Source organism: Serratia sp. S4, assembly GCF_000347995.1.
Taxonomy (GTDB): Bacteria; Pseudomonadota; Gammaproteobacteria; order Enterobacterales; family Enterobacteriaceae; genus Serratia; species Serratia quinivorans.
Map to the genome: position 1 here is coordinate 3,240,253 of NZ_KB661120.1, position 25,942 is coordinate 3,266,194.

28 protein-coding genes are annotated in these 25,942 nt (G+C 56.0%); 8 read left to right on the top strand and 20 right to left on the bottom strand.

Annotated features, from left to right (window positions below; translation table 11 throughout):
• Positions 1-4: 4 nt before the first annotated feature.
• The 4 genes from flgE to flgB form a co-directional block, all read right to left on the bottom strand.
• Entirely contained in the window at positions 5-1,228 is a 1,224-nt protein-coding gene (gene flgE, locus SERS4_RS0115885) for a flagellar hook protein FlgE (protein WP_012145689.1), read from the bottom strand.
• Positions 1,229-1,298: 70 nt separating this feature from the next.
• Positions 1,299-1,976: a flagellar hook assembly protein FlgD gene (gene flgD, locus SERS4_RS0115890; protein WP_012145690.1), complete on the bottom strand. Its 678-nt coding sequence runs from the start codon at positions 1,974-1,976 to the stop codon at positions 1,299-1,301.
• A gap of 12 nt (positions 1,977-1,988) precedes the next feature.
• Complete coding sequence (gene flgC / locus SERS4_RS0115895; protein ID WP_017893228.1) at positions 1,989-2,393, bottom strand: flagellar basal body rod protein FlgC; 405 nt, start codon at positions 2,391-2,393, stop codon at positions 1,989-1,991.
• 5 nt (positions 2,394-2,398) lie between these two features.
• Positions 2,399-2,812: a flagellar basal body rod protein FlgB gene (gene flgB / locus SERS4_RS0115900; protein WP_012145692.1), complete on the bottom strand. Its 414-nt coding sequence runs from the start codon at positions 2,810-2,812 to the stop codon at positions 2,399-2,401.
• Positions 2,813-2,972: 160 nt separating this feature from the next.
• Between flgB and flgA the strand changes: the two genes are divergently transcribed.
• The 5 genes from flgA (at position 2,973) to SERS4_RS0115925 (ending at position 5,591) form a co-directional block, all read left to right on the top strand.
• Positions 2,973-3,626 carry a flagellar basal body P-ring formation chaperone FlgA gene (flgA, locus tag SERS4_RS0115905; RefSeq protein ID WP_026142426.1) on the top strand — a complete coding sequence of 218 codons (654 nt, stop codon included), beginning with the start codon at positions 2,973-2,975 and terminating at the stop codon, positions 3,624-3,626.
• Positions 3,627-3,881: 255 nt separating this feature from the next.
• Positions 3,882-4,208, top strand: coding sequence for a flagellar biosynthesis anti-sigma factor FlgM (gene flgM, locus SERS4_RS0115910; protein WP_017893230.1), 327 nt, complete (start codon positions 3,882-3,884; stop codon positions 4,206-4,208).
• A 46-nt stretch (positions 4,209-4,254) separates the two neighbouring features.
• Positions 4,255-4,689 (top strand): flagella synthesis protein FlgN, encoded by a 435-nt coding sequence (locus SERS4_RS0115915; protein WP_017893231.1) that lies wholly within the window; start codon positions 4,255-4,257, stop codon positions 4,687-4,689.
• A gap of 232 nt (positions 4,690-4,921) precedes the next feature.
• Positions 4,922-5,308 carry a type II toxin-antitoxin system RelE/ParE family toxin gene (locus SERS4_RS0115920; protein ID WP_017893232.1) on the top strand — a complete coding sequence of 129 codons (387 nt, stop codon included), beginning with the start codon at positions 4,922-4,924 and terminating at the stop codon, positions 5,306-5,308.
• Positions 5,289-5,591 carry a DNA-binding transcriptional regulator gene (locus tag SERS4_RS0115925; RefSeq protein WP_012145696.1) on the top strand — a complete coding sequence of 101 codons (303 nt, stop codon included), beginning with the start codon at positions 5,289-5,291 and terminating at the stop codon, positions 5,589-5,591. Before SERS4_RS0115920 ends, SERS4_RS0115925 begins: the two co-directional genes overlap by 20 nt.
• Positions 5,592-5,595: 4 nt before the next feature.
• Here the strand turns inward: SERS4_RS0115925 and SERS4_RS0115930 are convergent, their stop codons facing one another.
• From SERS4_RS0115930 to flhD, 15 genes are all read right to left on the bottom strand, one after another.
• Positions 5,596-6,000, bottom strand: coding sequence for a flagellar protein FlhE (locus tag SERS4_RS0115930; protein WP_012145697.1), 405 nt, complete (start codon positions 5,998-6,000; stop codon positions 5,596-5,598).
• Positions 6,000-8,078 (bottom strand): flagellar biosynthesis protein FlhA, encoded by a 2,079-nt coding sequence (gene flhA, locus SERS4_RS0115935; protein ID WP_017893233.1) that lies wholly within the window; start codon positions 8,076-8,078, stop codon positions 6,000-6,002. The genes SERS4_RS0115930 and flhA overlap by 1 nt, the downstream gene beginning before the upstream one ends.
• The gene (gene flhB / locus SERS4_RS0115940) at positions 8,071-9,222 is read right to left on the bottom strand and encodes a flagellar biosynthesis protein FlhB (protein ID WP_017893234.1); all 1,152 of its coding nucleotides are present in this window, start codon (positions 9,220-9,222) and stop codon (positions 8,071-8,073) included. The genes flhA and flhB overlap by 8 nt, the downstream gene beginning before the upstream one ends.
• Before the next feature lie 176 nt (positions 9,223-9,398).
• On the bottom strand, positions 9,399-10,043 hold the full coding sequence (gene cheZ, locus SERS4_RS0115945) for a protein phosphatase CheZ (protein WP_012145700.1): 645 nt from the start codon (positions 10,041-10,043) through the stop codon (positions 9,399-9,401).
• Between the two features lie 11 nt (positions 10,044-10,054).
• On the bottom strand, positions 10,055-10,444 hold the full coding sequence (gene cheY / locus SERS4_RS0115950; RefSeq protein WP_012145701.1) for a chemotaxis response regulator CheY: 390 nt from the start codon (positions 10,442-10,444) through the stop codon (positions 10,055-10,057).
• 210 nt (positions 10,445-10,654) lie between these two features.
• On the bottom strand, positions 10,655-11,704 hold the full coding sequence (locus SERS4_RS0115955; protein WP_012145702.1) for a chemotaxis response regulator protein-glutamate methylesterase: 1,050 nt from the start codon (positions 11,702-11,704) through the stop codon (positions 10,655-10,657).
• Complete coding sequence (cheR, locus tag SERS4_RS0115960) at positions 11,704-12,576, bottom strand: protein-glutamate O-methyltransferase CheR (protein ID WP_026142427.1); 873 nt, start codon at positions 12,574-12,576, stop codon at positions 11,704-11,706. Before cheR ends, SERS4_RS0115955 begins: the two co-directional genes overlap by 1 nt.
• Before the next feature lie 28 nt (positions 12,577-12,604).
• Positions 12,605-14,230 (bottom strand): methyl-accepting chemotaxis protein, encoded by a 1,626-nt coding sequence (locus SERS4_RS0115965; protein WP_017893237.1) that lies wholly within the window; start codon positions 14,228-14,230, stop codon positions 12,605-12,607.
• A gap of 135 nt (positions 14,231-14,365) precedes the next feature.
• Positions 14,366-16,036: a methyl-accepting chemotaxis protein gene (locus SERS4_RS0115970; protein ID WP_012145705.1), complete on the bottom strand. Its 1,671-nt coding sequence runs from the start codon at positions 16,034-16,036 to the stop codon at positions 14,366-14,368.
• Positions 16,037-16,394: 358 nt separating this feature from the next.
• The gene (gene cheW / locus SERS4_RS0115975; protein WP_012145706.1) at positions 16,395-16,895 is read right to left on the bottom strand and encodes a chemotaxis protein CheW; all 501 of its coding nucleotides are present in this window, start codon (positions 16,893-16,895) and stop codon (positions 16,395-16,397) included.
• A gap of 32 nt (positions 16,896-16,927) precedes the next feature.
• Entirely contained in the window at positions 16,928-18,949 is a 2,022-nt protein-coding gene (gene cheA / locus SERS4_RS0115980; RefSeq protein ID WP_026142428.1) for a chemotaxis protein CheA, read from the bottom strand.
• A gap of 4 nt (positions 18,950-18,953) precedes the next feature.
• Positions 18,954-19,919 carry a flagellar motor protein MotB gene (gene motB / locus SERS4_RS0115985; RefSeq protein WP_017893239.1) on the bottom strand — a complete coding sequence of 322 codons (966 nt, stop codon included), beginning with the start codon at positions 19,917-19,919 and terminating at the stop codon, positions 18,954-18,956.
• Positions 19,916-20,806 (bottom strand): flagellar motor stator protein MotA, encoded by an 891-nt coding sequence (motA, locus tag SERS4_RS0115990; protein WP_017893240.1) that lies wholly within the window; start codon positions 20,804-20,806, stop codon positions 19,916-19,918. Before motA ends, motB begins: the two co-directional genes overlap by 4 nt.
• Before the next feature lie 158 nt (positions 20,807-20,964).
• Positions 20,965-21,546, bottom strand: a complete 582-nt coding sequence (flhC, locus tag SERS4_RS0115995) for a flagellar transcriptional regulator FlhC (protein ID WP_017893241.1) — start codon at positions 21,544-21,546, stop codon at positions 20,965-20,967.
• A 2-nt stretch (positions 21,547-21,548) separates the two neighbouring features.
• Complete coding sequence (flhD, locus tag SERS4_RS0116000; protein ID WP_017893242.1) at positions 21,549-21,899, bottom strand: flagellar transcriptional regulator FlhD; 351 nt, start codon at positions 21,897-21,899, stop codon at positions 21,549-21,551.
• A gap of 1,384 nt (positions 21,900-23,283) precedes the next feature.
• Here flhD and ydgT point away from each other — a divergent pair.
• The 3 genes from ydgT to SERS4_RS0116020 all read left to right on the top strand — a co-directional run bounded on the left by ydgT (position 23,284) and on the right by SERS4_RS0116020 (position 25,181).
• Positions 23,284-23,499 (top strand): transcription modulator YdgT, encoded by a 216-nt coding sequence (ydgT, locus tag SERS4_RS0116010; protein WP_012145712.1) that lies wholly within the window; start codon positions 23,284-23,286, stop codon positions 23,497-23,499.
• Positions 23,500-23,650: 151 nt separating this feature from the next.
• Positions 23,651-24,070 (top strand): universal stress protein UspC, encoded by a 420-nt coding sequence (uspC, locus tag SERS4_RS0116015; protein ID WP_012145713.1) that lies wholly within the window; start codon positions 23,651-23,653, stop codon positions 24,068-24,070.
• Between the two features lie 76 nt (positions 24,071-24,146).
• Complete coding sequence (locus SERS4_RS0116020) at positions 24,147-25,181, top strand: NADP-dependent oxidoreductase (RefSeq protein WP_017893244.1); 1,035 nt, start codon at positions 24,147-24,149, stop codon at positions 25,179-25,181.
• Positions 25,182-25,287: 106 nt separating this feature from the next.
• Here SERS4_RS0116020 and pcp read toward each other — a convergent pair whose 3' ends face one another.
• Positions 25,288-25,935: a pyroglutamyl-peptidase I gene (pcp, locus tag SERS4_RS0116025; RefSeq protein ID WP_026142429.1), complete on the bottom strand. Its 648-nt coding sequence runs from the start codon at positions 25,933-25,935 to the stop codon at positions 25,288-25,290.
• Positions 25,936-25,942: the final 7 nt, after the last annotated feature.

Consider the following 25,942-nt stretch of genomic DNA (forward strand, 5'->3'; position numbering starts at 1 on the left):
CCTATTAGCGCAGGCTGACCAGCGTCTGCAGGATCGAATCCTGCGTTTTAATGGTCTGGGCATTCGACTGGTAGTTACGCTGGGCGACGATCATATTCACCAACTCCTGGCTCAGATCGACGTTGGAGGCTTCCAGCGCCCCGCTGGTCAACTTGCCGAAGCCACCACCACCCGCAATACCTACACGCGGCTGGCCCGATGCGCCGGTTTCCTGCCAGACGTTATCGCCCTGCGAGGACAGGCCTTCCGGGTTGGAGAAGTTGGCCATCACAATCTGCCCCAGCACCTGAGTCTGCTGGTTGGAATAGATGCCCACGACCGTACCGTCGTTGTTAATCTGGAAATTGGTGTACTCACCGGCGCCATAGCCGTCTTGCGACACCTTGCTGACCGAATCTGCGCTAACGCTCTGCTGCATGCTCTTGGCAAAGCTCAGGCTGAGGTTCTGCGCCGGAGCACCGTCCTTGGCGGACATCGGGACCAGCATGCTGAACTCGGCGGCGGTGCCTTGTTTACTGGTGGTACCTGTCAGGTTGCCGCTGGTATCGAAGGTCATGGTGCCGGCATCGACAGGCGCAGCGGAGCCATCCTGGGTATACACCTGCCACTTGTTTTCGTCAGTCTTCACGAAATAGGCATTGATGTTATGTGCATTGCCCAATGAGTCGTAGGCGGTGATGGTGTTGACGTAGTTATAAGAATCCTGCTTGGCCGGATCGAAGGTCTTGTTGTCCGGTACCTTATGGGTGGACTTCAGGTTGGCTACCATGGTGCCTGATGTCGACGCCTTGGCGTTCATCATGCCTTCAGGAATACTGAGCGGCACCGGGTTGGCGCCCTGTTGAATGGTCGGCGGCGTACCGGCAGCCGGATAACCGGTCAACTGCAGGCCCTGCATATTGGTCAGGTTGCGGTTTTCATCCAGTTTGAACTGGCCGTTACGGCTGTAGAAAACGCCACCGTCCTGGTCCTGCATGCGGAAGAAACCGTTGCCGGAAATCGCCACGTCCAGCGCACGGCTGGTCCCGGTGGTGGTGCCGCCCTTAAAGTTTTGGGTGATGCCCGCAACCTTGACACCCAGCCCGACCTGCGAACCGGCAAACATGTCGGCAAAGGAAACGGTGCCTGATTTAAAACCGGAAGTGGCGGAGTTAGCGATGTTATTACCGATCACGTCCAGGTTGGTTGCTGCTGCGTTCAAGCCGCTTACTGCCTGAGAAAAGGCCATGTCATTCTCCGAATAATGTTTAGGCTATCGTCCGATAACGCCCTGTGAATGAGTGAAATAAAAAATCGTATTAAAGAATTTGGCGGACTTCTTCCAGCGTGGTACTGCCCGCCAGGCCCAGATCCAGCTTCGCGCCGTTCGCATCGCGGATAACGCCGTTGACCATGCCAAAGTGCAGGCTGCGCGCCACCAACTGCTCACCGTTGCCCTTGGCGTTGATGGTGAAGCTGTAGGCTCCGTCAGGTGCGGCGGTGCCGTCCGTCATCGAACCGTCCCAGCTAAACGAATGCACCCCGGCGGTCAGGCCGCCGAGTTCGATAGTGCGCACCGCTTTACCGGTGGCGTCGGTAATGGTGGCGGTCACCGAATCGGCCGCACGCTCCAGTTCCAGACCAAACGGCGTGGTGCTGACCTTGCCGTCTTTGCTGCCGGCCAGGATATTGCTGCCGGGGACCATCACGCCGTGACCGATCAGGGCGCTGGCCTGCAGTGACTGATTGCTGTTGATCTGGCCGGAAATCGAGCCCAGCGTGGTATTGAGTTTCTCGATGCCCTGAACGGTGTTGATCTGCGCCAATTGGCTGGTCAGCTCATTGTTCTGCATCGGGTTGGTCGGATCCTGATTCTTCAACTGCGCCACCAGCAGCGTCAGGAAGCTGTTGTTCAGATCCTGGCTGGTGTTATTTTTGGCGTTGGCACCGATGACGCTGTTATCCAGCGATTCAGTGGTGGTTGCGGCAATGGCCATGGCAAGCTCCGGTTATTGACCCAGCGTCAGGGTTTTCATCATCATCGACTTGGTGGTGTTGAGCACCTCGACGTTGGCCTGATAGCTGCGGGAGGCGGAAATGGTGTTGACCATTTCGCCCACCACATCCACGTTCGGCATCCGGACATAGCCTTTGCCGTCCGCCAGCGGGTTGCCCGGCTGATAAACCAGGCGCTCCGGAGCGGGGTCGTCGACCACCTGTGCTACGCGTACGCCGCCGGTTGGCTGCCCGGGCGCGGTGGCGACTTCAAACACCACCTGTTTGGCACGATAAGGCTGGCCGTCCGGGCCGCTGACGCTGTCGGCGTTGGCCATGTTGCTGGCGCTGACGTTCAGGCGTTGCGACTGTGCGGACAGCGCCGAGCCGGAGATATCAAAAATATTCAGTAGCGACATGCGCCTTATCCTTGTTGTAACACTGACATCATCCCTTTGATCTGACCGTTGATCAGCGTCAGATCGGTCTGATATTTCAGGCTGTTATCGGCGAAGTTGGTACGTTCGCGATCCATGTCCACCGTGTTGCCGTCCATGGACGGCTGATCCGGCACGCGGAACAGCAAGTCGAGCTGCGGCGGCTGCATGTTCTGCGCCGGAATGTGGCGCGCAGACGTCATGTTCAGCGCAATGCCACTGCCGCTGACGCGGCCCTGTTCCAGCACCTTATTCAATTGGCCGGCGAAATCGATGTCCCGCGCCTGATAGCCCGGGGTGTCTGCGTTGGCGATGTTGGCGGCCAAAATTTCCTGCCGCTGGGCGCGCAGGTTCAGCGCCTCTTGACCAAAGCGCAGAGCAGCGTCCAGTTTGTCGATCATGCTCCCTCCGCGAGGTTAGAATTTGGAGCCGACAGCATAAACGCCCCTTGTGCCAGCCTATCGTGGGAATAAGAGCAAAATGCGTCGCTATTTATCTGCTTAGCCTGAACGCAGTCCGGGTACACTTACGCGTATCCTGATGGTTGTGGTGGAAGCGAAGATGAAAGGTAGAATGCTGCTGTTGGCAGCGCTGCTGTGCAGCCTGAACGCACGGGCCGAGGATCTGGCGACGCAGATTGAAAGCTTCGTCACCAGTCAATTCAGCGGCAGTCCGGTACAGGTTAAAGTGTTGGTGCGCACGCCAGCGGCCCTGTGGCCAGCGTGCGAATTTCCACAGCTGTCTCTCGCCTCCAATGCCCGCCGTTGGGGCAACATCAGTATTTCGGCGCGCTGTGGTCAGGAACGGCGTTTCATCCAGACGCAGGTTCAGGTGATCGGCAAATACCTGGTGTCGGCACGCGGCATCAGTGCTGGCAGCAAGCTGACGGCGGCGGATATAAAGTTGAAGACCGGTCGGCTCGACACTCTGCCACCCCGCACGCTGACCGAGGCCGGCAAAGCACTTGGGGCCGTCAGCCTGCGTAATATCAGCCCTGGCCAGCCACTGAACCTGGCCATGCTGCGTCGCGCCTGGGCTGTCAAGGCCGGTCAGGCAGTGCAGGTGACCGCACAGGGGGACGGATTTAACATCAGCGGCTCGGGCAAGGCGATGAACAACGCCGCCACAGAAGATAGCGTCCGCGTGCGCATGGCCTCCGGGCAAATTGTTAACGGCATTGTCGGTGACGACGGGGCGATTCGCATCACCCTATAAAAAGGTAAAGGTTTCTGTAAACCTGCCGATAAGAAAAACATAAGCGAGTTTGATGACAAAGTTGCTTTTTAACCCGAGATACTCGGGCTTAGCGCACTGAGGGGCGCTCCGGCGGCAAGCCGCTACGACCCCATCAGCACGCTTTCCCTAATAACGGGCTTTGTCAGCAGTCTGAAACCGTATTTTATTGGCCGCCAGGGCCACAAAAAATATCAGCCATTGCCTGCCAGGTGACGGCATTGATGGAGATTGACCATGAGTATCGATCGCACCCAGCGGCTGCAACCCGTTCCCACAGTGCAAGCGCGTGAGACGCCGGCGGAGAATCAACTTCAGCCACGTAAAACCGCCCAGACGGAAAGCACCGTCAGCGGCACCCAGGTAAAATTGAGCGACGCGCAAGCGCGCCTGATGCAACCGGGAACGCAGGATATTGATATGAACCGGGTGGACGCCATCAAACAGGCGATCCGCAACGGCGAACTGAAAATGGATGCCGGCAAAATTGCCGATGCATTGCTGCAGGACGTGCAAAGCGATGCCCAGTGGATGTCGAACGGCAACCCATCGCCAAAGGTTTGACCGCCAGGTTAAACATCCGGAACTCTTTGAAAGGTGATTTATCGTAATGGAAAATCTGGCGCAACTGATTAATAAGCTGCTGGAAACCCTGCAAGCGCTGGATACGGTGCTAGCGGAAGAACATCATTTGCTGTGCTCCGGCCAATTGCCCGGCGTGGCACTGCAACGTGCCACCGACGCCAAGAGCCAACTGCTGGCTACGGTAAACTACCTGGAACAGCAGCGACTGAAATTGGAAAGTGCATTGGGGCAACAAGCCCCCTATTCCGCTCATCCGCGCCTGGCAGACGCCTGGCAACGGGTGCAGTCGCTCAGCCAACTGCTGCGGGAAAAAAACCAGCATAACGGCATGCTGCTCAATCAGCAGATCGATCACAACGCCCAGGCGCTGGCGATCCTGAGCAAGCAAAACAAATCGCTGTACGGCCCCGATGGCCAGTCGCGTAACGCCAGCCTGCTGGGGCGAAAAATCGGCGTTTAGATCAACCAAACCTCACCCGGTCATGTCACCGTTCCGCCGGGTGTGTCTCCCCCATTGCGAGACAACTCGCACTTCTATTGCCACTTTATCCAGCCCTCTGATTTTGTATTCGTAACACTACGCAAACCTGGCATTTCCGCCTGTCCTCTCCCATGCCGTTCCCCCACCCTGTGTTGGTTTTTAAATCACTTGATCTATACCCGTAAAGGGGATATTTTCACAGGGAGTGTGAATGACTGATATTTACCTCACCAGAACATTCCAGGCATTCGCTACTCACGAACGTATTAGCGACGCCACGGTGATCAAAGCTGCGCGAGAAATACAAAACCAACTGTACGATGCCAATTTGGGCAGTTGCGTTTATAAGAAACGAATCGCTCGTGCCGGTAGCGGTAAACGCGGCGGTTACCGGGTGCTGATCGCCTTTCGAGATGAGGACCGGTTTTTTTTCATGCGCGGATTTGCCAAAAATGAAATGGACAACATTGCCAGTGATGAATTGGTGGCGTTGAAGCGCCTTGCCGCACTTTATCTGGACTATTCGCCTTTCAGGCTTTATCAGTTGGTTAATGACAAGAGGTTGAGGAGACTGACCTATGAGCAAGATCCTTGCTGAGATCCATCAAGAGGTCCAAGAACTGCATCAGGCAGGATTTGTTGATGCCAGCACCATGCGCACCTTCGACATGCTGTGTTTACGCCCGGTCAAACAATATACTCCAGCGGACATCCGCGCCCTGCGCGAGCGTGAAAACGTCAGCCAGCCGGTGTTTGCCTTGCATCTGAACGTCAGCAAAAAGGCGGTGCAAAAATGGGAGCGTGGCGAAGCCGTGCCCAACTCCGCCGCCATGAAGCTTCTTTCGCTGGTCGACCGCAACGGTCTGGCGATCCTCGCCTAGACCGTTACTGGTAATTGACAATCACCTGATTGCTGATCACCCGCAGCGGTGGGTTCAAACTGCCCCGCGCCTGCACATAGTAGACAAAACGCAGCTCGGCGTTGGCCGGTTCGCCCTGTAACCCGGTGCTGCTGCCACTGCCGCCGCTCAGCGCAATGCAACGGGTCAAGCTGCAAAGCTGCACCTGCATACCGGCCGGTTCGGTGGCCAGCAACCGGTAACGCCAACTGACGCTGGTAATACGCGCATTGGCATTCGGTAACTCGTTAGGTGCACGCAGCCCCGGTGATTCCCCCCGCTCCCCGCCATGTTCCAGCGTGGCACCCACGCTGTCGGCTACCCAGGAACCGGACGCCGCCTGCAGGCTCAGTGGAGCCAACAGGCAGATTATCGCCATGCTGTATTTCATTATGCTGCCCCAATGGTCGAGGTCATGCGGATTTGACGGTCGTCGTTGATTTCCAGATTCGACAGCACCACCAGTTGCGGCAAACTACGGCGCAGGAAACGTGCCAGCAAGGCCCGCAGCGCATGGTTCACCAACAGCACCGGCGGCGCACTTAGCATTTCCTGACGTTGCAACGCCTGTTTGGCCTGCTCCAATAAGCGATCCGCCAGCCCTGGCTCCAGACCGCCACCGCCCTGCAACGCCTGCAAGAGCAAGCGTTCAAGCTGGGTATCCAGACCAATGACCTGAATTTCACCGTTGCCCGGGAACCACTGCTGGGTGATCGCCCGTCCTAACGCGACCCGCACCACGGTGGTCAGTTCATAGGGGTCGGTTTGCGTCGGTGCATGCTCCGCCAGAGTTTCAATAATGGTGCGCATATCGCGGATCGAAACCCGTTCAGTCAGCAGGTTCTGCAACACCTTGTGCAACGTGGTCAGCGTCACCACGCCCGGCACGAAATCTTCGGTCAGTTTCGGCATGTCCTGCGCTACGCGATCCAACAGCTGCTGCGTTTCCTGTCGACCAAACAGCTCGCTGGCGAATTGACCAATCAGATGATTCAGATGGGTTGCCACCACGGTGCTGGCTTCTACCACGGTAAAGCCCTGGATCTGCGCCTGCTCACGCAGCGCGCTGTCAATCCATACCGCTTCCAGCCCAAACGCCGGGTCGGTGGTTTTATCCCCCGCCAATTCACCCACCGCGTTGCCTGGGTTAATCGCCAGCCAACGTCCCGGTTGGGCTTCGCCGCTGCCGATTTCTACTCCCTTCATCAGGATGCGGTAACTGGCTGGCGGTAATTCGAGGTTGTCGCGAATATGTACCACCGGCGGCAGGTAACCCATCTCCTGCGCGAACTTTTTACGGATGCCGCGGATACGGCCAAGCAGTTCGCCGTTCTGCTGAAAATCTACCATCGGGATCAATCGGTAACCAACTTCCATCCCCAGCGGATCTTCCAACTGCACATCAGACCAACTGGCTTCTACCGCCTGCGGGTTGTCCTGCGTTATCGGCGCTTCCTGCTCTTTGGGAGCTTGCTGATCGCGCCCACGCAGCCACCAGGCCAACCCCAACAGAGCGGCGGTGAACAGCAGGAAGACCAGGTTCGGCATCCCCGGCACCATGCCAAGCAGGCCGAGCACGGCGGCGCTGAGTAACATTACGCGCGGATTGTTGAACAGCTGGCCGACCATTTGCTCGCCGACATCCTGATCGGTCGCCACGCGGGTCACGATAACGCCGGCCGCGGTCGAAATAACCAACGCCGGGATCTGCGCCACCAGGCCGTCACCGATAGTCAGCAAGGTATAGGTTTCCGCTGCCGTCCCCACTTCCATCCCGTGCTGGATCACCCCGACCAACAAACCACCGACCACGTTCAGTATCATGATCATCAGGCCGGCGACCGCATCGCCACGAACGAACTTACTGGCACCGTCCATCGAGCCGTAGAAGTCGGCCTCCTGCGTGACTTCAGAACGGCGTTTTTTCGCTTCTTCTTCACCGATCAAGCCGGCGTTGAGATCGGCATCGATCGCCATCTGCTTGCCCGGCATGCCGTCCAGTACAAAACGCGCGCCTACTTCGGCGATACGTCCGGCACCCTTGGTGATAACCATAAAGTTGATCAGCACCAGAATGATAAACACCACAATACCGATGGCGAAGTTACCACCCACCAGGAAGTGGCCGAAGGCTTCCACCACACGCCCGGCAGCGGCGGAACCGGTATGCCCTTCCATCAGGATGATGCGCGTCGACGCCACGTTGAGCGACAGGCGCAGTAAGGTCGAGAACAGCAAGATGGTGGGGAATGCGGCAAATTCCAGCGTGCGCTGGGTAAACATCGCCACCAGCAGCACCATGATCGACAAGGCAATATTGAAGGTGAACAACAGATCGAGGATAAATGCCGGCAACGGCAGCACCATCATCGACAGGATCATCAGAATCAGTATCGGGCCGGCCAATACCTGCCACTGCGTATCTTTAAAACTGCCCGGCAAACGAAGCAGGGCGGCCAAATTAGCCATTAGTGTCACTTTCTCCAGCAAAATCCAGTGCTTCCGGCACCGGTAAACGTTCAGGTTTTTTCGGGATCAGCCCACCTTCGCGCCGCCAGCGTCTTAGCTGGTAAACCCAGGCCAGAACTTCGGCCACGGCGGCATACAGGGTGGCGGGAATGTGTTGTCCAATCTCGCTGTGTCGATACAGCGCACGCGCCAGCGGCGGTGCCTCCAGCATCGGGATGCGGTGCTCCATACCCAGCTCGCGGATACGCAGCGCAATTTCGCCGGCGCCCTTGGCCAACACCTTCGGCGCGCTCATTTTTTTGTCGTTGTACTGCAGTGCGACGGCGTAATGGGTTGGGTTGGTGACGATAACGTCGGCCTTGGGCACATCGGCCATCATGCGCCGCCTGGCGATGGCACGCTGCTGTTGGCGAATACGCCCTTTGACGTGCGGATCGCCCTCCTGGTCCTTGAATTCGTCGCGGATGTCCTGCTTGGTCATCTTCAACTTTTTGAAGTGGCTCCACAGCTGATAAAACACGTCAAACGCCACCATCGGCGTTAGTGCCAGCACCACCAGCAAACCGCAAAAGATGATCATCTGCAGCGCATTAGCGAGCGCGTCGAGCGGCTGTTGCGTCACCAGATGCAGCATCGCCGCCCAGTTGTGCCACAGATATAAACCGGTGACCCAACCCACCAGCGTCGCCTTCAGGATGCCCTTCAGCAGCTCCGCCAATACCTGGCTGGAAAAGATCCGTTTCAGACCGGACAGCGGATTCATGCGCTTTAAATCGAACTTGAGCGATTTGCCACTGAGCAGCAGGCCGCCGAGCAGCATCGGCGCGGTGATGGCCACCAGCGTCAATCCTGCCATCACCGGTAACAGCGCCCATACCGCCTGGCGTAACAGCATCCCCAACTGGCGCAGCATCTGTTTATCGTTGCTGACCATGCTGTGATCGAAATTCAGGCCCTGCGTCAGCATCATCGCCAACTGTTGCGACATATTGCTGCCAGCCACCCAGATAATCGATAAGCCCGCCACCAGCATCAACACCGACGTCAACTCGCGCGAACGTGGGATCTGGCCATCTTCGCGCGCCTTTTCCACCCGGTGGGGTGTGGGGGCCTCGCTCTTTTCCAGATCGCTGTCTTCAGCCACGGATGCGCTTCCTGTGCCGGGAGGGAATAAAATTGCCGCCAGCATGCCAAAAAATCGCGGATTTCATTGATGGAACAGCGGGGAAAAAGGCGGGTTATTTGCGGGATGAGTGAATGACCAAGCGTTAGGACCCTTTCTGATACCTGGGACGCAGCAAAGCCGCGCCCCAGAGAACCTCAGAAACCCAGGCTGTCGAGCAGGTCGTCCACCTGCGCCTGGTTGGCGATCACACCGGCACCGTTCTGGTCGAGCTGTGGGCCATTAAGCAGGTTGTCGTTCGGCTTTTTCTCTTTCGCCGGCTGTTCTGGGATATTTTCCATCAGCACCATCAGCAACTGCTTTTCAATCTCCTGCACCACGTCCATCATGCGTTTGATCACCTGACCGGTCAGGTCCTGGAAGTCCTGCGCCATCATGATTTCCAGCAACTGGGCATTGGTGAATGACGTATGCTCCGGCACCTGCTCCAGGTATTGACGGGTGTCGGTGACCAGTTCGCGCGCATCGTCCAGCTCAATCGGATCGGCGAACCAGTCGTCCCAGCGGCCTTTTAACGCCTTGGCCTCTGATTCCAGCGATGCCTGGCGCGGTTGCGCGGCTTCCACACAGTTCAACGCCCGTTCCGCTGCCTGCGCCGTCATGGTGACCACGTAATCCAGACGATCGCGTGCATCCGGGATTGCCTCTGCCGCCTGGGCGATCGCCTGATCAAGCCCCAGTTCGCGCATGCTGTCGCGCAACATGCGCGTCAGTTGGCCAATGCGGGAGATAATCTCTCCCGCCGTTGCCGCATCGCTGGCAGGCATTGGAATGTCTCTCATCGCCCCTCTCCTTACATGCCCAGTTTTTCAAAGATCTTGTTGAGCTTTTCTTCCAGCGTTGCCGCCGTAAAAGGTTTCACCACGTAACCGCTGGCACCGGCCTGCGCCGCCGCGATAATGTTTTCTTTCTTGGCTTCCGCCGTGACCATCAATACCGGCATGCTCGCCAACGCGCCGTCGGCACGAATGGTTTGCAACAGCTCCAGGCCGTCCATGTTCGGCATGTTCCAGTCGGAGACCACAAAGTCGAAATCCCCGGCACGAAGTTTGTTCAGTGCGTCCGCGCCGTCCTCGGCTTCTTCAACGTTGTTGAATCCCAACTCTTTCAGCAAGTTTCTGACGATGCGACGCATAGTGGAAAAATCATCGACCACCAGAAACTTGAGGCTTTTATCTGCCATTTTCACTCCCATTAAACGATCCCAAACAACAGCCAGCCTGACGGCAGCTGTTCGCTATAACTCCTCTATATACCCTATGAATTTCGAGTTGCAGCTAGGCGCCCAGCTCGTTCATCCTCAGGAGCTTACTTAAGTAAGTGACTGGGGTGAGCGAGTGCAGGTAACAACGCTGCAGCTTGAAAGGCGACGGGTATAATTAAGGACTCAAAATCAAATACGTAATGCCTGGCCACCGGCAATTTGCGCCAGCATGCGTTGGCTCATGCGCTCCAGCTCCACCACTTCATTGACGCCACCGGTAGCAATCGCCTCACGCGGCATACCGAATACCACGCAACTGGCTTCGTTCTGCGCCAGGGTATAAGCCCCGGCGCGATGCATTTCCAGCATGCCCATCGCGCCGTCATTGCCCATGCCGGTCAGGATCACGCCCACGGCATTGCGTCCGGCGTACTGCGCGACCGAGCGGAACAGCACGTCCACCGAAGGCCGGTGGCGATTGACCGCCGGGCCATCGTGCAGTTTCACCTGGTAATTCGCTCCGCTGCGGGACAACTCCAGATGGCGATCGCCCGGTGCGATATAGGCATGGCCCGGCAGCACGCGTTCGCCGTCTTCGGCCTCTTTCACCGTGATCTGGCACAGTTTGTTCAGTCGTTCGGCAAACGAACGGGTAAAGCCCGGCGGCATGTGCTGGGTAATCAACAGCGCCGGACTGGTGGCCGGCAACGGTTGCAGCACCTGACGGATCGCTTCGGTACCACCGGTAGAGGCGCCGATGGCGATCAGTTTTTCACTGCTCAACAGCGGTGCATGACTGAGGATCGCCGGGGCCGGGCTGCTGGAGCGCTGTGGTAACCGCGCCTTGGCCGCCGTGCGGATTTTTTCGGCAATCAGTTCGCTGTAGGCCAGCATGCCTTCACGAATACCCAACTGCGGTTTGGTGACGAAATCGACCGCCCCCAGCTCAAGCGCACGCAGCGTAATTTCTGAACCCTTGCCCGTCAGTGACGACACCATCACCACCGGCATCGGCCGCAGACGCATCAGTTTCTCAAGGAAATCGAGGCCATCCATGCGCGGCATTTCGACGTCCAGCGTCAGCACCTGTGGGTTAAATTTTTTGATCAGATCGCGTGCCACCAGCGGATCCGGCGCACTCGCCACCATCTCCATATCGGGGTGACTGTTGACGATTTCGGTCATTAACTGCCGCATCAGGGCCGAATCGTCCACGCACAATACTCTGATTTTATTCATTACCTCTCCTTGGTCAGGCCATACACGGTCTGCCCACGCAAGTAGAAATCCCGGCTGATCTGGCTGAAGTTCTCTGAATGGCCGGCAAACATCAGGCCCCCAGGTTTAAGCAAGGGCACGAAGCGACGCAGAATGCGCTCCTGTGTCGCCTTGTCGAAATAGATCATCACGTTGCGACAGAAAATGGCGTCAAATTGCCCCGGCAGTGCCCATTCAGGGGCCAATAGATTGAGCGACTGAAAGTTCACCCGCCCCGCCAGTTCCGGCCGCACCCGCACCAACCCCTGATGCGGCCCGGTGCCGCGCAGGAAATAACGCTGCATCTGCGTCGGCGTCAGGGTGCGCAAGTCTTCCTGGCGATAAACGCCCGCTTCGGCCTTTTCCAGCACCTGGGTATCGATGTCGCTGGCCCACACCTGGCAACCGGTAGCGCGTTGCCCCAGCACTTCACTGAGCGTGATAGCGATCGAATAAGGCTCTTCGCCGGTCGATGCCGCAGTGCTCCACACGCAATAACCGTTAGGCCGCGATCGCGCATGCTCCGCCAGGATCGGGAAGTGATGCGCTTCGCGGAAAAAAGCCGTCAGGTTGGTGGTCAGCGCATTGATAAACGCCTGCCATTCGGCACTGTTCGGATCGCTTTCCAATAGCGCCAGATAGTCACCAAAATCGTTCAGGCCCAATAGTCGCAGACGTCGTACCAAACGGTTGTAAACCATCTCGCGTTTGTGCTCTGCCAGCACGATACCGGCGCGCTGGTAAATCAGCTGGCTGATGCGACGGAAATGCACATCCAGCAACGGCAGACGCTGTACCATCTGCGTCAATAAGGTCGCAGGGTCTCGGTTAGGAGTCGAGGGTGCCGGCTTCATACCATCTCACTCAATAAAAACGGGCTGCTTATGCGGTTTGACAATCTGGGGCTTCCTTTACCACGGGTGAAACTGCGTTTTGAGAGTTGGCCGGGGCGGTGAAGTTATCGTCCGCCAGGCGGAATACCGACACCGCGTCGGCCAGGGTAATCGCCTGTTCTTCCAGCGCGACGGCCGCCGAGGCTGCCTCCTCCACCAATGCGGCATTTTGTTGTGTAACCTGATCCATCTGGGTGACCGCCTGTGTCACCTGTTCGATGCCGCGGCTCTGCTCATCAGACGCCGAGGCGATCTCTCCCATAATGTCGGTCACCCGGGTGACCGAACGCACGATGTCCTGCATGGTGGCACCGGAGTTTTCCACCAGCACCGACCCTTGCTTGACGCGGCTGACCGACTCGTCGATCAGCCCTTTGATTTCTTTCGCCGCCTGCGCACTTCGCTGCGCCAGGTTGCGTACTTCACCGGCCACCACCGCAAAACCTCTTCCCTGCTCACCGGCACGCGCCGCTTCAACCGCCGCGTTCAACGCCAGGATATTGGTCTGGAAGGCAATGCCGTCGATCACGCTGGTAATAGCGCCAATCTTCTGCGAACTGTTGGCAATGTCATGCATGGTGGTAACAACGTCGCCCGCCAGCTCGCCGCCCTTGGCCGCGGTGGTAGAAGCGTCACGCGCCAGTTGTGAAGCCTGGCGTGCATTATCGGCATTCTGTTTCACCGTGGCGGTCAACTGCTCCATGCTGGCAGCGGTTTCCTCCAGCGAGGCCGCCTGCTGCTCGGTACGGGAAGAGAGATCGTTATTGCCCTCGGAAATTTCCTGCAGGCCAATCAGGATCGATTCCGCCCCGTCGCGTACCGCACCCACGGTGCCAATCAGTGACTGCTGCATACGCTGCAGGCTGGCGAACAATTGACTGATTTCATTACGGCCATAAACCTGGATCGGCGTGGCCAGATCGCCGGTGGCAATGCGGTCAAAATGACTGCGCATGATATTCAGCGGCCGTACCAACATGTTACGCAGCCACCACATGGCACTGCCGGTGACTACGATCAGCATCAGTACCGCACCGGCCACCAGCCAGCCGGACAGGGTGAAGGAGCGTTGATTCGCCGCATTGGCTTCACTGACGTTGGCGCTCACCAGTTGCAGATACTGGACAAAATCGGCTTCAAACAGGTCCTGGGTTTTCTGCGTCGGCTGGTCCATAAACGCCTGCAGGTTATCGTTCTCCAGGAAGCCAATCAGCTCGCGAAGGGTATTGCGCAGCCGGTCATAGCTGGCCTTGGTGGTTGCCGTCAGCTGTTGTTCCTGTTCGCTGTTACGCGGTACCGCCAGGAACTGGTTGAAATAGAGGTCGGCTTTTTGCAGTGAACTGCGTGCGTTGCCCATCAGCGCATTGACCTGATCCTGCGGCAGCTTGAGCGCCGCGCGGGTTCCGGCGCGATTGAGCGTATTGCGAGCCTGTAACAGTGATACCCAGCTCAGGCTGAGGGCATCTCGCTGCTGGCTGCCGAGGGTGATCAGATTCAGGTTGTGGTTATCGGAACGAAAAGCGGTGTACGACAGGCCGCTGGTGGCCAACTGCATAACACAAAAAGTCATCAACAACAGAAACAGACTGGTAGAGACGCGGATTCGGTTAAACACTGTGAACCTCCTTGCAGCCGGCCGGTGGCCAGCTCAGATTTCTGGCCAGGCGGGGAAACGGGGTTTCTCCTGCCTTGTGCCAATCGGCCAACGGGGAATCGGCCTCCCCCTGAAAGGCAGGAGGCCCAATGCCGGTTAGAACGTTTCCCAGTTATCCTGCGGATCGCTGGCGTTCATTTTTTTATGATTGAGTACCGGGGTCACTGTTGCCTTGCTGCTGACGGGCATTTTGAATTCGTCCTGGCCTGCCGCTTTCAGACGGAATACCGCCACGGACTGGGTCAGCATGCTGGCCTGCTCTTCCAGCGCCGCCGCCGCAGAGGCGGACTCTTCCACCAACGAGGCGTTCTGCTGGGTGACGCGGTCCATTTCCGCTACCGCCTGGCCGACCTGATCGATACCACGGCTTTGTTCGTCGGACGCCGAGGCAATCTCACCCATGATGTCGGTAACGCGGGTGACGGCATTGACGATATCGCCCATGGTTTCACCGGCGCTTTCTACCAGTACCGAGCCCATATCGACGCGATTGACGGAGTCTTCGATCAATCCTTTGATTTCCTTCGCCGCCTGGGCACTGCGCTGTGCCAGATTGCGCACTTCGCCTGCTACCACCGCAAAACCACGGCCCTGTTCACCGGCGCGTGCCGCTTCTACCGCCGCGTTCAATGCCAGGATGTTGGTCTGGAAGGCAATACCGTCGATCACGCCGGTAATGTCGGCAATTTTCTGCGAACTACCGGCGATGTCATGCATGGTTTGCACCACATTGGCTACCACCTTGCCGCCTTTCTGCGCGGTTTCGGAGGCGCTCAACGCCAGTTGGCTGGCCTGACGAGCATTTTCGGCGTTCTGTTTCACCGTAGCGGTCAGTTGCTCCATGCTGGCAGCGGTTTCCTCCAGCGAGGCGGCCTGCTGTTCAGTACGTGAAGAGAGGTCGTTGTTGCCGGCGGCAATTTCAGATGCGCCGCTATAAATAGCGTCGGCCCCCTGACGCACACCGCTAACGGTGTCGATCAGTTCGTTTTGCATATGCTTGAGGCTGGCGGCCAGTACGCCCATTTCATTGCGGCTGGTCACTGCAATCGGCTGGGTTAAATCGCCGGCGGCAATCATTTTGATGTGTTCGATCATGCGGTTCAGCGGACGCACCAGAATGTGATGAATACCGCTCCACACCAGAACAATCACTGCCAGTACCGTCAACAGCACCACCGCCAGCGTCCAGATAGCGAAGTTGAAGGAGTGGTTACTGTCTTCCACTGCGCTCTGGTAAAGCTTGTCGTTTTGCGCCAGATAGGTGTTGTAGATATCTTCGAAGGCGTCCTGATAGCTTTGCGTCGGCTGGTCAAAGAAGGCGTTGATTTTGCCCTCGCCCAATAACACCGTCAGTTCGGTCAAGGCACCGTGAAGAATGCCGTATTGCTGTTTGAGCTTTTCGGCCGACTGCAAGTCCTGGCGGGCATTGAGAGGGATTTTGTCATAGGCGGCATAGTGTTGTTCCGCCACCACCAGGTTGCTTTTGGCTCGCGCCAGCAGCTCGGCGACGGTAGCACCGCTGCCAATATTATTGGTATCCATCATGTGGCGGATACCGGCACGGTTTAGCGTGTTGCGCGCCTGCAGCAGGTTGACCCAGCTTTCGTTCAGCTCGGACTGTTGCTGACGAATGGTCTGCAATACGGTGAAGTTTTCTTTATCATTCTTCAGTGAGGAGAAGAAGAGCCCGCCTGAAACCAGCTGCAAGGCGCCAAATAACACCAGCACCAGTAACAGGCTGGTGACCACCTTCATACGATTAAACATGTTTTCCCTTGATAAACGCCCGCGCGGACAGGCCCTGATTACGTTGACTGACAGAGTTATCGGCGCAGCGGGGAAGAACTTTATGCGGGGAGGTAACTATTTTTATGTAGGGTTTTGATGCAAAGGTTGCCTTTGAGCCTGAGATACCCGGGCCTAGCGCACCGAGGGGCCATTATGGGACACGTCCATGTGTCCCACCCTACGGGCCGACTGGAAGTCGTTCCAATTTGCTCCCGGCAAATTGGTCGGCAGCTAAAGCTGCTACGACCCCTTCGGCACGCTCTCCCTAATAACGGGCAATGTTAGCCGCCTTAAAGGCGCGGTATACAGCGCCCCTACGCTGAATGCTATCGGCGGATCAGGCGCTTTTTGCCACGCTGTCGACCAGGGACATCTCTTCGCTGCTCAGCAGCTTTTCGATATCCACCAGAATCAACATACGGTCACCCAACGAACCCAGGCCGGTCAGGTATTCGGTCGCCAGCGTCACGGCAAATTCCGGTGCCGGACGGATCTGCTCGGTGGTCAGCGACAGCACGTCGGATACGCCGTCAACCACAATACCCACCACCCGTTGGCCAAAGTTCAGCACGATCACCACGGTGTTTTCATCGTAAGACACATCCTGCTGAGCAAACTTCACCCGCAGGTCGATAATCGGCACAATCACGCCGCGCAGGTTGGTGACGCCCTTGATAAAGGCCGGAGTGTTGGCGATGCGGGTAACCTGATCGTATCCGCGGATCTCCTGCACCTTGAGGATATCAATGCCATATTCCTCATTGCCCAAGGTAAAAATCAGGAATTCTTGCCCTACCGTTTCGCCAGCCAGTTTGCTGACGGTTGCCAGTCCTGCCATGTCATTCACCCTTCAAATCAATAGATTAATTATTATGCGGCCGCGTCGGTCTGACGCTGTTCACGGTTCAGCGTTTGCAGCGCCGAGACATCGACAATCAGCGCCACGCTGCCATCGCCGAGAATAGTGGCGGCGGAAATACCCGGCACTTTGCGATAGTTGCTTTCCAGATTCTTCACCACGACCTGATGCTGACCGACCAATTGATCTACCAGCAACGCATAGCGACGACCGGCACTTTGCAGGATCACCACAATGCCCTGAGTGGCATCGGTTTTGGCGCCTGCCACTTCGAACACCCGGAACAGTTCCACCAGCGGCAGATATTCACCGCGCACCTGCAACACTCGCTCGCCACCGGCCAATGGATGCAGGTCTTCGGCCTGCGGCTGCAGTGATTCCATCACCGCGTTGAGCGGCAGAATAAACACTTCGTCGTTCACCTTGACCGACATACCGTCGAGGATCGCCAGCGTCAACGGCAGCAGGATGCGGATCGCGGTCCCCTTGCCTGCCTGAGAATGGATTTCTACATGCCCACCCATCTCCTGAATATTTCGCTTCACCACGTCCATGCCGACGCCACGCCCGGACACATCGGTGACCTGTTCGGCAGTGGAAAAGCCCGGAGCAAAGATCAACATACCAACGTCTTCATCGCTCATGCTGTCACTGACCGCCAGCCCCTGCGAGGCCGCCTTGGCGAGAATTTTCTCGCGGTTCAGACCGGCGCCGTCGTCGGTCACCTCGATGCAGATATTGCCGCCCTGGTGTTCCGCCGACAGGATCAGATTACCCACTGCCGATTTGCCGGCGGCGACGCGCGTATCGGGATCTTCAATACCGTGATCCAGGCTGTTGCGCACCAGGTGGGTCAAGGGGTCGATGATGCGTTCGATCAGGCTCTTGTCCAGTTCGGTAGAACTGCCCTGCAGCTGCAACTCCACCTGTTTATTCAGCTTGCCGGCCAGATCGCGCACCAACCGCGGGAAGCGGCTGAACACGTACTCCATCGGCATCATACGAATCGACATCACCGACTCTTGCAGGTCGCGCGCATTGCGTTCCAACTGGCTCATGCTGTTGAGCAGGTCGCCGTGATTCACCGGATCCAGGCTGCCCGAACGCTGCGCCAGCATCGATTGGGTGATCACCAGCTCACCGACCAGATTAATTAACTGGTCCACTTTCTCTACCGCGACGCGGATACTGGTGGATTCGCTGGCCTTGGCCCGTGGTTTGGCGACTTCGACAGCCGCAGGTGCCGGTTTGACCACCGGTGCTGTCGCGGCGGCAGGCGCTGATGGTGCGGCGACGACAGGCGCTGATGGTGCGGCGACGACAGGCGCTGACTGTAGCGGTGCGGCAGGCGCGACTTCGGCCTGCGACGGCGTAGCGAAACTGATTTGCTCCGGCTCCAGAACAAAGCAGAGTACCGCGCTGATGTCATCTTCGCTGGCGGAGGTCAGCAGCGTCACTTCCAGGCTGTTTTCGGTCTGCTGCGGGTTTTTCACCTCGCCCAGATTCCCCAGCTCTTCGAGCATCAGCGGGACTTCGCTGGATTTGAGGCCACTCAGGCAAATTCGCATCCCGCCTTCGATCGCCGCAGGTACCGCGACGGCATGTTCCGTGGCCGGATGCGCTGCGGGGGCATCCTGTTGCTGTGCGTCCAACGCCAGCTGCCGCAACGCCTGGCAGATGTATTCAAAACTGTCGGCGTCAGGTTTTTGTGACGTCTTATAGGCGTCCAGTTGCTCCTGCATAATGTCTTTGGTTTCCAGAAACAGGTTGATAATCTCGGTGCTCAGGCTCATTTCCTGACGCCGCGCACCATCGAGCAGGTTCTCCAGCAGATGGGTGGTTTCCTGCAGTACCGTAAAACCAAAGGTAGCCGCCCCGCCCTTTATAGAGTGCGCTGCGCGGAAAATGGCGTTCAGCGGCTCAATGTCCGGTGCCAGCGGATCCAACTCCAGCAGGTGTTGCTCCATATCGGCCAGCAACTCGTCTGCTTCATCAAAAAAGGTCTGATAAAACGCACTAATATCCATGCTCACGGGATCACCTCTGCTGTGAGTCGCTGTTAGTCGGTACTGGGTCAGCCGCCGGCTGCTCCGGTGCAATGAGGGTGGCCGGAGCCGTCGCCGCCGGGGCCAGCGATTTTAGTTCGACCGGCTGAGCGACCTCGATTGCGTTGCTTTCGCCATTTTCGTGTTCAATGCCCTGCTGGGTTTGCTTGTTCAGCACCAGCACGGTGATGCGGCGATTGATGGCGTCATCGGCGCCGTGCTGTTTCAGGCTCATGGTGGCAGCCATGCCCACCACCCGCAGCACCTTCCCTTCCGACAGCCCACCGGCAATCAGCTCACGCCGTGAAGCATTGGCGCGATCGGCCGAAAGCTCCCAGTTGCTGTAACCCCGCTCTCCCGTGGCATAAGGAATGTCGTCGGTGTGGCCGGACAGGCTGATTTTATTCGGCAGATCATTGAGGATCGGGGCAATCGCCCGCAGGATGTCACGCATATAGCTTTCAACCTGCGCACTGCCGGTTTTGAACATCGGGCGGTTCTGACTATCGATGATCTGAATGCGCAGACCTTCATCCATCATGTTGATCAGCAGATGCGGACGCAGCGCTTTCAACCGCGGATCGGACTCAATCAGCTCATCGAGTTTTTCCCGCAGCTTGTTCAAGCGCAGTTCCTCGTCGCGCTTCTCCAGCGTATCAATCTGCCTTTTCACCAGTCCGTCTTGCTGAGTCGGGTCATCGCCGCCGCCGGGGATCGGGCTGCTTTCCGAGCTGCTCTTGTCGCCACTGGTCAGCGCCACTTTTAGCGGCGTGCGGAAGTATTCGGCAATTTGCGTCAGTTCCTGCGGACTGGCGATCGCCAGCAGCCACATCACCAGGAAGAACGCCATCATCGCCGTCATAAAATCGGCATAGGCAATCTTCCACGAGCCACCATGATGGCCGGCCTGATGCGACTTGCGTTTTCTGACCAAAACAACCGGGTGATTCTGCTTCATGCCTGTTCTTCTTCCGTCGCCTGCTGTGCCGGCGCTTTCACCCGGCGCACATGTTCTTCCAGCTCGACGAAGGACGGACGCTCGGTGGTGTACAGGGTTTTACGGCCGAATTCGACGGCAATCTGCGGTGCGTAACCATTCAGGCTGGACAGTAAAGTGACCTTGATGCACTGCATCATTTTGACGTTTTCAGCGCTTTTCTGCCGCAGCAGGGTGGCCAACGGCGAGATAAAACCGTAGGCCAGCAAAATACCGAGGAAGGTACCGACCATGGCGTTGGCGATCAACGCCCCCAACTCGGCCGCCGGGCGATCGGCCGAGGCCAGCGCATGCACCACCCCCATCACCGCCGCAACAATGCCGAAAGCCGGCAACGAATCACCGACCATCGCCAGGCTGCCTGCCGGGACTTCGCTTTCCTGTTCAAAGGTTTCGATCTCTTCGTCCATCAACGCTTCGATCTCAAACGCATTCATGTTGCCGCTCACCATCAGCCGTAAGTAATCGGTAATAAACTCCACGAGGGTGTTATCGGCAAGAATGCGCGGATAATTAGAGAAAATTTCACTTTCTTGCGGATTATCAATATCGAATTCGAGGGACAGCATGCCCTGCTGACGAGATTTGGCCAGCAGCAGGAAGAGCAGCGCCATCAGGTCCATATATAAATCTTTACTGTATTTCGAACGACGCATCAGCTTGGGGATGGCACGCAGCGTGGATTTTATCGCCTTACCGTTGTTGCCCACGATAAAAGCACCGATACCCGCGCCGCCGATAATCAAAAATTCTGCCGGCTGATAAAGCGCGCCCAGATGGCCCCCCACAATCAGGTAGCCCCCAAAGACCGCACCCAATACCACGAGATAACCCAAAATAACTAGCACACGCATTCCTTAAATTAACAATGTGGATGGAAGGTGGGATAAGCGCGCGTTTGAGACGCACCGACGCAGCAGTCTGGGCTGCGTCGATGAGTTCGGTATGCCGAACCTTGCGTGTCACAAATCGATTTAAGTCTGGATAAACCGGCGCTGTCGCCGGCTCAAATCGCGCGTTTAACCTGCTCGTCCAGCAGTTGAGGAATAATATCGGCCAGTTGCGGCGAAAGTTTACGTCTTTTTACTGCGCGGGATGGGGGCTGGCATAAACTGCATACAAAACTGTTCAACGGCTGGTGCGCATGGGTGATAAAAGTGCCGCCACAGCAGTTGCAGGCAGAGAGCTGCAGCATACCGCTATCGACGAAACGCACCAGTGTCCAGGCACGGGTCAACGCCAACAACGGCGGTTCCCCCGGTTGGTGCGGACACTGTTCCAGATACAAACGATAGGCTTTAATCACCGCCTCAACGCCAGTGCAGTACCCACTCTTCATCAGGAAACTGTAGGCGTTATAAAACATCGATGAATGGATGTTCTGTTCCCAGGTCATAAACCAGTCGGTCGAGAACGGCAACATCCCTTTCGGCGGTGGACTGCCGCGCAATTCTTTATACAGTTTGATCAAACGCCCGCGGCTGAGCTGAGTTTCGCTTTCCAGCATCTGCAAACGGGCGCCCAGCGTGATCAGCTCCATTGCCAGTTGAATGTCCTTGGCTTCCTGAACAATACTTTTCTCTGCCATCTTCAAGCTCTTTTCTTCGTCGCACTACCGTCTTTAGCCGATAGTTCTTGCAGTAAGTGGCTTGATAGCAAAATGCCGGTATGGATTTGCTGCAGATCGTCCACGCGCGACTCTTTCGTCAGGCGCTCAATGGTATGGTGATCGTTAAAACGGAATTGGCAGACCAACTGATTGGTCTCAGCCAGTTTGACCATTTGTGGCAACGTGAGTTGAGCGAGCGCATCAGCCATGGTTTCGTCGATGCCCAGACGGAACATAGCCGATGCTTTTTCATCATTAATCAGACGCTGTGCTAAAAGTAAATATGACAAATTGATGTCATAAATATGCTTAAGTAATTCAGACGTACCCATATTCCCCATCCCGACAGACTATGTTTAAAAACATACGCTGGGTGATAATTATTATCGCCCGTGACCTGGGTTTGTTCCCTAAGTTGGCAAATGAATCCCTGAATAACGACCGTTATAAATTTTTCAACATCACTAAATTCGGACCGTCATTCAGTATTTGATACGTGCGTAAACCAACGTGTATGGATGTACAGCATTTTGCTTCAGCAGTGTTTAATCACCGTGAAACTATTTTTACAAAATTAATAAGATTATTCCTAATGCAGCGCAACTCTACCCCCGAACCATTAGCACACACAATGTAAGTGAGAGGCAATTTTAAATACAATGTGATCTGCGTCACAAAAATAAAAAATAATTAAGCCAAATATCGCATTTATGGTGTTTTTTTTGACCTTATTTTTGCTCGCAAAATCACCGCAAGTAAAAAAACGTCTAAAAAACAATGTATATAAGCCAAAATAATATCGTTTTTAGATCAATTCGAACAAAAGCATCACCAAACTAAAATAACAGAACAAAAATCTGTTCGTAGCCGATAAAGACAGTATAAATAACCATTTTCCGACGAATAAACTATCCGCATTGAAAAGTAACTCACGTAAACTATATGGTTTTATTGTTTCGGATTTGACTTAAAATTCGAGTCACTCGCTGTTTTAATTTTCAGCTAATGATCCAATCAGGTTAACAATGTCTCGCTGAGGTTGTGAACAAGAAAGCAGAGGTAACCATATGTTTCATGATCATGGAATGAAAGCGGCAGGTTTCGGATGTTTTTTTTGGCTAAAACCATCCCACAACGATTTATCGGCAGTATTAATTAAAACTTTAATCATTTTTTATCGTTAGCTAAATAATGATTGAAACCTCACTTCATGTTTATCGGTCATGAAAATCCCCCGTATAAAATAAAACGTAGTTTCGTTTTATTTTATACGGGTTTCATATATACCCAGTGGATTTCGCGTTGCAGCCAGGCAGTCGCTCACTCATGCTGAAGAAGAGTTGTCAGGTTGGCACTAATGGGAATGAAAAAGCTCGGGTTGGCATCCCCCCTTCTCTATGATCCCAGGGGCAAGGCATGCCGCATTTGCACGAATCGGGGGAAAGGTGTCCGCCAGCCTTGCCGCCCGGACTTTTTAAGCCTGAGACTTTCCCTATTTTGTATGCCGATCGACAGCCAGGCATTGCCGACAATCCACGGGCATATTATTATTCGCAGCGCAGGGTCACCCTGTACTCAGCCATCTATTACCGTATTGAAATTTATTTATTTGAAATTAATTTTCAGGTCGCACATCACACTCTTTTGCTACTGTCTTGATGACAAGGGTGATGTTTCTTCGTCCAACTACAACTATTAACAGGTTATATTTTAATCATGACTGATACCCTGGATTACCTGATGACATTCCGGAAATGCACCAGCCTGGACAGCGTTGAGAAAGTGTACGACAAACTTAACTACTCCATTGATAATGACATTGAAATCAGCAACATGTACCGTGCTGCCGATCACCGTCGTGCCGAGCTGGTTGCCGGAAAACTGTTCGATTTGGGCAAGGTACCCAAAACGCTGTGGGCACAGGTGCTATAATTTTCTTTAATTACACGCGCGTGCCTGTTTATCATTTATGGCTAAATAACGGCAATGCCCCATGATTTATTGACGCGCGTGATACAAAACACATTTATTAGTTTCGCCAGGTTCTACCCTTTCCCCTAACAACAGGAAACAGGAGTGGAAGATGGGATATCAAAACGTTTTGGTTACCGTCGCCGTAGCGGCAGACAGCCATCGCCTGGTTGAAAAAGCCGTCTCCATCGTGCGCCCCTACAACGGCAAAATAACCCTGCTGAGCATGATCGCCAATCCAGAAATGTACAATAACTTCGCTGGGCCGATGTTAGGCGATCTGCGTGCCTTGATGGAGGAAGAAACGCTGCTGTTTATGGAAGAATTACGCCTGCGGGCCGATTATCCAATAGCTGATACGTTAATCGTCCACGGCGAGTTGGGTGACAGCCTCAACTACGCCAGCCATCGACAGACCTATGATCTGGTGGTTTGCGGCAATCATAGCGACAGCATGATGAACAAGGTTTCCTGCTCTGCAGCACGCTTTATCAATACCAGCCATATCGACGTACTGATCATTCCTCTTTAACGCTGAGCACATTCGGCTATTTCCTCTGGTCAATGATTGACTAGACTTGTGATTCCATCCGCATAAGGAATGTCTGATGTCCCAGTCTATGCAACACAACCGCCGTTTTTTACTTGCCTCACGCCCGCATGGTGAGCCTACCGCAGACAATTTCCGCCTGGAAAAAGTGGCGACGCCGCAACCCGCTGCTGGCCAGGTACTGTTACGTACCGTCTATCTGTCACTGGATCCCTACATGCGCGGCCGGATGAGCGATGCCCCTTCTTACGCGCCACCGGTAGAGATCGGTGAAGTGATGGTTGGCGGCACGGTATCGCGTGTTGTTACGTCACAGCATCCCGACTTCAAACCCGGTGACTGGGTGTTAGGCTATGACGGCTGGCAGGATTATGCTTTATCTGACGGCAGTGGCTTGCGTAATCTCGGTCCGGACCAGAAACACCCTTCCCGCCTGCTCGGCGTCCTGGGCATGCCGGGCTTCACCGCCTATATGGGCCTGTTGGATATTGGTCAGCCGAAACCCGGTGAAACCCTGGTCGTTGCTGCCGCCAGCGGCGCCGTCGGATCGGTCGTCGGACAGGTCGCCAAACTGAAGGGTTGCCGCGTGGTCGGCGTGGCCGGCGGTAAAGAGAAATGCCGCTATGTGGTAGAAGAGCTGGGCTTCGATGCCTGTGTCGATCACCGGGCGCCTGATTTTGCCGAGCAGCTGGCCGCAGCCTGCCCGCAAGGTATCGACATTTACTACGAGAACGTCGGCGGTGCGGTGTTTGATGCGGTGATCCCGCTGCTCAATACCCAGGCGCGTATTCCGGTGTGCGGCATTATCGCCCACTACAACGCCACCGACTTGCCTGCCGGCCCGGATCGCCTGCCAATGCTGCAGGGGCTGATTCTACGTAAACGCATCCGCATGCAGGGCTTCATTATTTTTGATGACTATGCAGAAGGCTTTGGCGAATTCCTGCAGCAAATGGGCGAGTGGGTCGAGCAAGGGAAAATCAAATTCCGCGAAGATCTGGTCAGCGGACTGGAGAATGCGCCACAGGCGTTTATCGGCCTGCTGCAAGGCAAGAACTTCGGCAAGCTGGTGATCCGCGTCGGCGACGAATAACGCTAAAACCGCTACGGGTCGAAAATGAGTTCGACCCGATTTACCCCATTGATTAGGCTAGCGGGCGCAGGCCCCTACCATGAAACACTGAACACTTTACCGGCCCTCAATGCAGCGCCCCTCCGGTGACAGTTAAATCTTCCCCCACCGTCAGCGCGGTATGCACAATACTGCGCACCGCCGCGACCATCGTCGCTAACGCCATACTTGGTTTTCCCGGATGATTGACCGCCAGCTCATGGCTGTAGGGAATATGGATAAAACCGCCCTTGATCGCCAGATTATGGCTGGCGATATGGTGACTCAGTGCGTAAAAAAGCTGGTTGCAGTTGTAGGTCCCCGCCGTGTGCGAAACCGCCGCGGGAATGCCTGACTGACGTAGATTATGCACAATCGCCTTCACCGGCAGCGTGGAAAAATATCCCACCGGGCCGCCCTCCACCACCGGAATATCTATCGGTTGTTTACTGGCATTATCAGGAATACGGGCATCGATCAGGTTGATGGCCACCCGCTCAATGGAGATTTCTCCGCGCCCCCCCGCCAGCCCCAGGCAGATAACCACCTTTGGGCGCAACTCTTCAATCGCGGCAATGAGCTGCTGGTTGGACAAACCCAGCACGCACGCCAATTGACGTACCACCACCTCCGCACCCGCCACCTGTTCCCCGGCCAGAGCTTGCGCGACCTGCCATGAAGGATTAATCGCGTCGCCGTCAAACGGCTCTATACCCGTCACTAATACCCTGTCCATCGCCACA